This window comes from Streptomyces sp. NPDC004752, assembly GCF_053601275.1.
Genome location: NZ_JBSGBN010000237.1, coordinates 1 through 6,357 on the forward strand (window position 1 = coordinate 1; position 6,357 = coordinate 6,357).

A 6,357-nucleotide genomic window follows, 5' to 3' on the forward strand; every position below is an offset into this window, starting at 1 on the left:
TGGGCCATCGAGGAATCGTTCCAGGTCGCGAAGAACGAGTGCGGCCTGGACCATTACCAGGTCCGACGCTACGACGCCTGGTACCGGCACATCACCCTGGCCATGGCCGTACTCGCCGCACTGACCGCGATCCGCGCCCAGGAGTTGAAAAAGGGGGCTGCCGATTAGGACAAACCGCCCTGATACCCCTGTCCGTCGCGGAGATCCGCCGCCTCATCGGCCTGCTCCTCCTGCCCCGCCGCCTCACCTCGCAGCACCATCTGCGCTGGTCATGGTGGCGACGCCTCAGTCAGACCAGAGCACGCCTCAGCCACTACAAACGCCGAGGCCACACTCCATAACTGTGATTGCAGTACTAGGGCGCGTATTCGGTTGTGATCATCTGCGGGATTCACCCTCGTGGTGAGGTCTGATCCGGTACACCGTGACATGTGACGCGAGTGCAACTGACCGACGTGGAGTGGGCGTTCATCGAGCCGTACCTGCCGATCGGCGAGTACGGCCCGTACCCGGTGCGGCTGCGCCGGCAGTTCGAGGGCGTGATCCGGCGGTTCAGGACGGGCGGGCAGTGGCGGGAGATGCCTGGAGAGTTCGGCGCGTGGGCGACCGTCCACAACCGCTTCCGGCAGTGGAGAGACTCCGGCGTCTTCGAAGCCTTGCCGGAGGGCCTGATCGCGGAGGCCGAGAAGCCTGGGGAGGTGGACTTGTCGCTGGTCAGCGTGGACTCCACCACCGCCCGGGCTCACCACGACGCTGCCGGGATGCATCTCGAAGCCGATACGTTGACCGCCTTGGAGAAGGCCGCTGCCGACGAGGAGAAGGCCCGGCAAAGGTGGGTGGCTCGGCGGGGTTCTCCGCCCGGCGTCCCCGTGGCCGGCTCGCTCCAGCCGCTCGGACCCAGTTCCGCAACCTCTCCGGGTTCACTCCCAGATCAGCGGCGACCGACCTGATCGTCGCTTCCGGCCGGGACTCGTACAACGCGACCGCGTCCGCCTTGAACTCCGACGGATAGTGCTTCATGACCACGGGACATCCGTTCTCCTGGACTCAAGGTCCAAGTGTCTCGGGTGTCCAAGATCCGGGGTCAAGCCCCGCCCTGCTCGGACGCTCGCGAGGCGGACGGACCGGCAAGGTCCACCTCGCCGCCGACCGCAGGTGCCGTCCGCCGGCGTTCGTGCTGACCGCGGGGCAGGCCGCCGACGGCCCGCAGTTCATCCCTGTGCTGAAGAAAGTGCGCATCCGTGGTCCTGTCGGCCGTCCCCGCACCCGGCCCGACGCGGTCGCCGCCGACAAGGCCTGCTCGTCCCGCGGCAACCGCGCCTACCTGCGAAGACGTCGTATCAAGGCGGTCATCCCGGAGAAGAGGGACCAGGCCACCAACCGGAAGAAGAAGGGCAGCAGGGGTGGCCGGCCCGTGGGCCACGACGCCGGCCTCTACAAGGAACGGAACACTGTCGAACGCCTGATCAACAAGCTGAAAGCCTGGCGGGGCATCGCCACCCGGTACGACAAGACCCCGGACAGCTACCTCGTCGGCCTCCACCTTCGCGGTGCGATGATCTGGATCAAGGACCTCACCAAGACCACCCCTTGATCACAACCGAATACGCACCCTAGCGTGCCGACGTGAAGGGCTGGCTGGCGGACAGATGTGAGGGGGACGCCGCAGCGGAGGCGAACTCAATGTCGTCGTAGCCCACGGTGGCCAGGTCATCAGGCACCATCATCCCTGCCGCATACACCGCCTGCAGAACCCCCAGGGCCAGCAGGCTTCAAGGCAGCACGTTCGCCTACATGCTGACCTTCTCTGCCCCCTACATCCTGCCCTACCAGCCGCCGGCCGTGCGCCGTCCTGATGCCGACGACCACGTCGAGGTCCACCGCCACCGCGTCGGCCGCGCCCAACCAGTGATCATTAACAGATTTGTCACAGAAGGTGAGGCATCAAGAGTCGCAGTGAAGGCCGATTTCGCTAACCGGTGTTCACCAGCAATGCCGCGACATCCCGCATGCACACGGGTCCTGGCCCCAGGCCGGATCGTGCCGGCCAACGGCCCCGGCCCCGACCGGCGTCAGCCAGGACCGGTCAGCGTCCCCGGCCCTGGGGAAACTGCCCGAGGTGAACCGCACCGTGGACGACCGCCGCCAAGCCCCGGACGTCCTCGGTGAAGGCATCGACGCGGATCCGGCGTCCGCTGTGCAGCAAGATCTCGCACGTAGAGCCCATGCCGCGGGCATCGGCGAGCGGTCGGCCGTCACCGCCAGCGGTGCTCACCTGTCCGACGTCCTCCCAGGGGATCACGGTGGCGGTGCCCGCCACCCGGTAGGTGAACCCCCGCTCATGGATGTCGAAGCACTGCTCCCGGGTACGGAACGCCTGCACCAGGCGCCAGATCCCCAGGCCCCACCCCGTCAGGCCGACCCCGAGCAGTAGTCCCGCCAGCTCCGGGGCCCCCTCCGCGGTGCCCACCGATGCGATCGCCACCGGCACCCCGAAGGCCATGCCCACCGCCCCGGACATCAGCCACATACCCGCCTGCCGCAGGCGTCGCGCGCCATCGGTACGGTGCTCCCGCACGAACCTCCCCAACTGCCTGGCCGCTTCCGTACGCCTCATCGGGCTCCCTCCGGGTCGTGGACATCTCAAACTATGCCCCCGCCGCCGGGTGAGAGGGTCCCGGGTGCAGAAGTTCCCTGCCCACATCTCCTTGCGAGGTCAGTTATCCCCGGCCATCCCTGAACACGTTCCCTCGTGCGCGTCCACATGTCCGTACGCCCACGCAAATGAGGAGACGCAATGTGGACAGCACCCTCACCGAACTCAGGTGTGTACGCCCGTTGCCCGGACCCCATGAACCTCAGCTTCCCCTATAACCAGGGGACTCCACGCTACGAGAGCAGGGACAATCAACACGACCTCCCCACCCCGCCTGGCTATCTTGCGAAGCGCCCGGCAGCAGGCCAGCAAGGTAGGTGACGGTGCGCGTGGACAGGTTCAACTTGCACTGATAGACAAGGGAGACGCCCTCGGCGGGCTCGTTCTTATCGGTCACACAATCGCAACGGCCGTCGAAGACACCGCATTACGCCCCGATCAGCGTGGCGTTCCCGGTCACAGGCGCGCGGTGAAGCGGCCGTCGGGCAGCTTGCGCAGCCAGCCCCGTCTGAAGTTCCCCCTGATCTTGGACAGCGGATGCTTACGCTGTGGGGGTGAAGTCTTGCTGCAGCCTGGCTCGGGTTTCGAGCGGGGTGAGGTACCCGAACTCGGGGTGCTTGCGGAGCCTGGTGCGGTTGTACTCGACTTCGATGAAACGGAAGACGTCGGCGCGGGCGCCCTCGCGGCTCTCCCAGACGGTGGTGCCGATCTCCGCTTTCAGCAGTCCGAAGAAGCTCTCGGCTGCGGCGTTATCGCAGCATATGCCGGTTCTTCCCATGCTCTGTCTCAGGCCCAACTTCCTTATCTCGCTGCGGAATTCGCTACTCGTGTACTCGCTGCCGCGGTCGCAGTGCATGATGCAGCCGGGTTTCAGACCGCCGCGGCTGGCGGCCATGCCCAGAGCATCGGTGACCAGTTCGGCGCGATGGTGATCGGCCATCGCGTACCCGGCCACCTCGCGTGTCGCCAGGTCGATGACGGTGGCCAGATACCACCAGCCCTCGACCGTCGCCAGATGGGCGATGTCCCCTTTGTACCGGGCCCGGCGGCGGTGAAGTCGCGGCCGACCAGGTCCGGTGCCGGGGCGGTCTTGGTGTCCTGCCTGGTCAGGTAGCGGCGCTTGCGGCGGGTGATGCCCCGGATGTCGCGCTCGCGCATGATGCGCCCGGCCTTCTTCCGGTTGATCACGTGCCCCGCCCGCCGAAGGGCAGCGTGCACGCGCGGAACGCCGTAGGCGCCCCGCGAGCCGACGTGGATCGCGCGGATCCGGTCGGCCAACTCCTCGTCGTCGCATTGCCGTTCGGCGACGGCAGGCTGTGAAGCGAGCCAGGCGTAGCAGGTCGAGCGGCTGGCGCCCAGCGCGCGGCACAGCAGCGTGGCAGGACGGCGGTCTGCTGGTGTGAGAGCAGACCGGCGAGGACTTGGACGGTGTCACCCATATGTTCGCGTTGGCCGAGGTGCCGGACGCCAATCTTTCATCGCCCGGCGGGGGGATATGCGATGTCGGGGGCGGGGCGCCCCGAAGCGGGCGCCCCGCCGCAGGATCAATCAGTGCACGGAGTTGGCTGCGGCGACGATGGCGCGGTCGACCGCTCCCGGGCTGATCGACGGGACATCATGGCCCGAGCGGGTGTAGATGATGTGGGCGCCCACTCGGTTGGCCTGGAACTTCTGTGCGGCCGTCGGCACTGCGTGGTCCTCGGTCGCGATGACCGCCCACTTCGGTGTCTTCGCCGGCGGATTCACCGTGGCCTTGGCGGTGAAGGCCGAGAGGGCGACTGGCTCCTGAGTCACCGAGGCGACAGCCAGGGCCGACTTCGACAGCCCGTTTCCGTACACGGTCCCGTACTTGTCGGCCTTGAGGTACACGTCGGTGTCGCCGCCGGGCAGGGGAACGGTTCGGAAGTTCTCCGAAATGAGCTGCGACCCGGGGAACTGTCCGATCAGGGAGCCGGCGGTTTCTCCCGCCTTGGGGATGAGAGCTGCCACGTACACGAGGGCCTTGACCTTCGACGTCTTTGCGGCGACCTGGCTGACGACCTCTCCCGCGTAGGAGTGGCCGACCAGCACGACGGGGCCCTTGATGGTCTTGAGCTGTGCCTCGACATAGGCGCTGTCGAAGGCCAGACCGCGCAGCGGGGTGTCGATCGCGTAGACCGGGTAGCTGTGCCGTCGCAGGTAGCCGATCTCGCTGTTCCAGCTGGCGGAGTCGGCGAACGCCGCGTGGACCAGGACTACCGTGGGCTTCACGCGGTGCCCCGTCTGCGAGGCGACGGCGTGATCGCTCGTCTTGCTCGTGACGGCGCTCGCGTTCGTGACAGTCAGCGAAGCCACGACCGCGGCACTCACCAGCCCGGCAGCCGCCAGCGCCTTGATTCGAGCGGTGGAATTCATGTGGCGTTATTCCTCTCGGAGTTATTTCAGTCGAAGCGATGTGGGGAAGCGGCGTGGTCCGCATGGGTGCGAAATTATTATTTGCTGCGGTCCGCGGTGCTTCGCAAAATCGACTATGGCGGATGCATCTGCGGTTCGCCAATGCCGATCGTGCTTCCATTCATGCCGATGTGGTATGAGCCGGCGGATGCTCCCTCCGCTCTTCATGGGTGCAGCACCTGTGCTGGCGTTCAGCGAGACATGAGGTGCCGATATATCCAGCGCTGATTTTCTGACACTTACAACGGCTAATGCGATGTGGGTGTATCGCTGCTGGCTGCCGTATTCAGAGCAGGAGTTGAGCGCTCGCGCCGCTGTGGGGCCATCACTGTTGATCGTGTCGGATGACCTGTGGAACCGCTTGGAGCCGTTGCTGCTGCAGGGTGAGCGGCATTGTCGGTACCCGGTCCGCAAGCCGCTGCCGGACCTGGAGGTGGTGTGCGGGATCTTCTACGTGCTGCACACCGGCATCCAGCGGGAGTACCTCTCCAAGGAGCTGGGCTTCCGACTTGAGCCTGACGTGCTGGCGGCGGACTGGAACGAGTCGCTGTGCCGTGCTCGCCGTGTCGCCCGTCGAGGCGGACAATCCCGATGGAAGGCAGCGACCGTCGAGAGGCGCTCTCCCGAGCCGATCCGGTTCGATGATCGGGGTGAGTCTGCTTCGGCCCCTCATTCAGCAGCGCATTTTGATGGCAACGCCATGTGTGGCCACATCGTCGTGACGCGTGGCCAGAGGATACTCCGTCGATCGGAGTCGCTTTATGCCACTTAATCATGGTCATGGATGCCTGGTGGCGCCAATGCCGATTCGCGAAGAAGTCATGCCGGTTGGGCATCGCTAAAGCCCAAGAGGGCTTTTCCGGCTCGCAGTTCGACAGGAAAGGCGGCGTGGTTAACATGGCGCCATGGATATCGACCTCCGGCGTCTCCGCTATTTTGTGACGGTTGCCGAAGAGCTCAGCTTTGTGCGTGCCGCCGAGCGACTGAACATGACGCAGCCCGCACTGAGCCGACAGATCCGTGCCCTTGAGGACGATCTTGGAGTGTCGCTGCTCCGCCGCGGCCCGCTGGGCACGGCCCTGAGAAGCCATCCGCATTTCGAATGTGGTCTCTGGGTTTCCGTTGGTCGGGCATGAACTTCTGCTGGTGGCGGGAGAGTTCGGACGTTCGTCGGCTCGCTTCACGTTCGTGGAGGTGGCTGATGCCGTCGGTGCTCGGTCTGGTGGAGGCCCGGGAGGAGAAGGTCCGTGCGGAGGTTGCCCGGCTGC

The 6,357-nt window shown here is 66.0% G+C and carries 6 protein-coding genes and 6 pseudogenes; 5 read left to right on the forward strand and 7 right to left on the reverse strand.

Annotated elements, in window-relative coordinates:
- Both ACWEKM_RS45310 and ACWEKM_RS45315 read left to right on the forward strand, forming a co-directional pair.
- Positions 1-168 (forward strand): annotated as a pseudogene (locus ACWEKM_RS45310) (IS701 family transposase); the annotation flags it as partial.
- 287 nt (positions 169-455) lie between these two features.
- On the forward strand, positions 456-950 hold the full coding sequence (locus ACWEKM_RS45315) for a transposase (RefSeq protein ID WP_451627163.1): 495 nt from the start codon (positions 456-458) through the stop codon (positions 948-950).
- Here the strand turns inward: ACWEKM_RS45315 and ACWEKM_RS45320 are convergent.
- A pseudogene (locus ACWEKM_RS45320) lies at positions 940-1,020 on the reverse strand (hypothetical protein); the annotation flags it as partial. The gene ACWEKM_RS45315 and the pseudogene ACWEKM_RS45320 overlap by 11 nt on opposite strands.
- Between ACWEKM_RS45320 and ACWEKM_RS45325 the strand changes: the two are divergent.
- Positions 1,019-1,594: an IS5 family transposase gene (locus ACWEKM_RS45325; RefSeq protein ID WP_451627159.1), complete on the forward strand. Its 576-nt coding sequence runs from the start codon at positions 1,019-1,021 to the stop codon at positions 1,592-1,594. The pseudogene ACWEKM_RS45320 and the gene ACWEKM_RS45325 overlap by 2 nt on opposite strands.
- A gap of 20 nt (positions 1,595-1,614) precedes the next feature.
- On the opposite strand, the pseudogene ACWEKM_RS45330 reads toward ACWEKM_RS45325, so the two are convergent.
- From ACWEKM_RS45330 to ACWEKM_RS45355, 6 genes and pseudogenes are all read right to left on the reverse strand, one after another.
- A pseudogene (locus ACWEKM_RS45330) lies at positions 1,615-1,769 on the reverse strand (substrate-binding domain-containing protein); the annotation flags it as partial.
- Positions 1,770-2,086: 317 nt separating this feature from the next.
- Entirely contained in the window at positions 2,087-2,617 is a 531-nt protein-coding gene (locus ACWEKM_RS45335) for a hypothetical protein (RefSeq protein ID WP_451627160.1), read from the reverse strand.
- A gap of 580 nt (positions 2,618-3,197) precedes the next feature.
- A complete protein-coding gene (locus ACWEKM_RS45340; protein WP_451627164.1) occupies positions 3,198-3,434 on the reverse strand; it encodes an IS3 family transposase in 237 nt (78 codons plus the stop codon).
- A pseudogene (locus tag ACWEKM_RS45345) lies at positions 3,432-3,692 on the reverse strand (DDE-type integrase/transposase/recombinase); the annotation flags it as partial. The pseudogene ACWEKM_RS45345 and the gene ACWEKM_RS45340, both read right to left, overlap by 3 nt.
- A 140-nt stretch (positions 3,693-3,832) precedes the next feature.
- A pseudogene (locus tag ACWEKM_RS45350) lies at positions 3,833-3,934 on the reverse strand (IS3 family transposase); the annotation flags it as partial.
- Between the two features lie 270 nt (positions 3,935-4,204).
- Positions 4,205-5,050, reverse strand: a complete 846-nt coding sequence (locus tag ACWEKM_RS45355; protein ID WP_451627161.1) for an alpha/beta fold hydrolase — start codon at positions 5,048-5,050, stop codon at positions 4,205-4,207.
- Positions 5,051-5,426: 376 nt separating this feature from the next.
- Between ACWEKM_RS45355 and ACWEKM_RS45360 the strand changes: the two genes are divergently transcribed.
- Together ACWEKM_RS45360 and ACWEKM_RS45365 are read left to right on the forward strand one after the other, a co-directional pair.
- Positions 5,427-5,861, forward strand: coding sequence for a transposase (locus ACWEKM_RS45360; RefSeq protein ID WP_451627162.1), 435 nt, complete (start codon positions 5,427-5,429; stop codon positions 5,859-5,861).
- Between the two features lie 133 nt (positions 5,862-5,994).
- Positions 5,995-6,171 (forward strand): annotated as a pseudogene (locus ACWEKM_RS45365) (helix-turn-helix domain-containing protein); the annotation flags it as partial.
- Positions 6,172-6,357 lie beyond the last annotated feature (186 nt).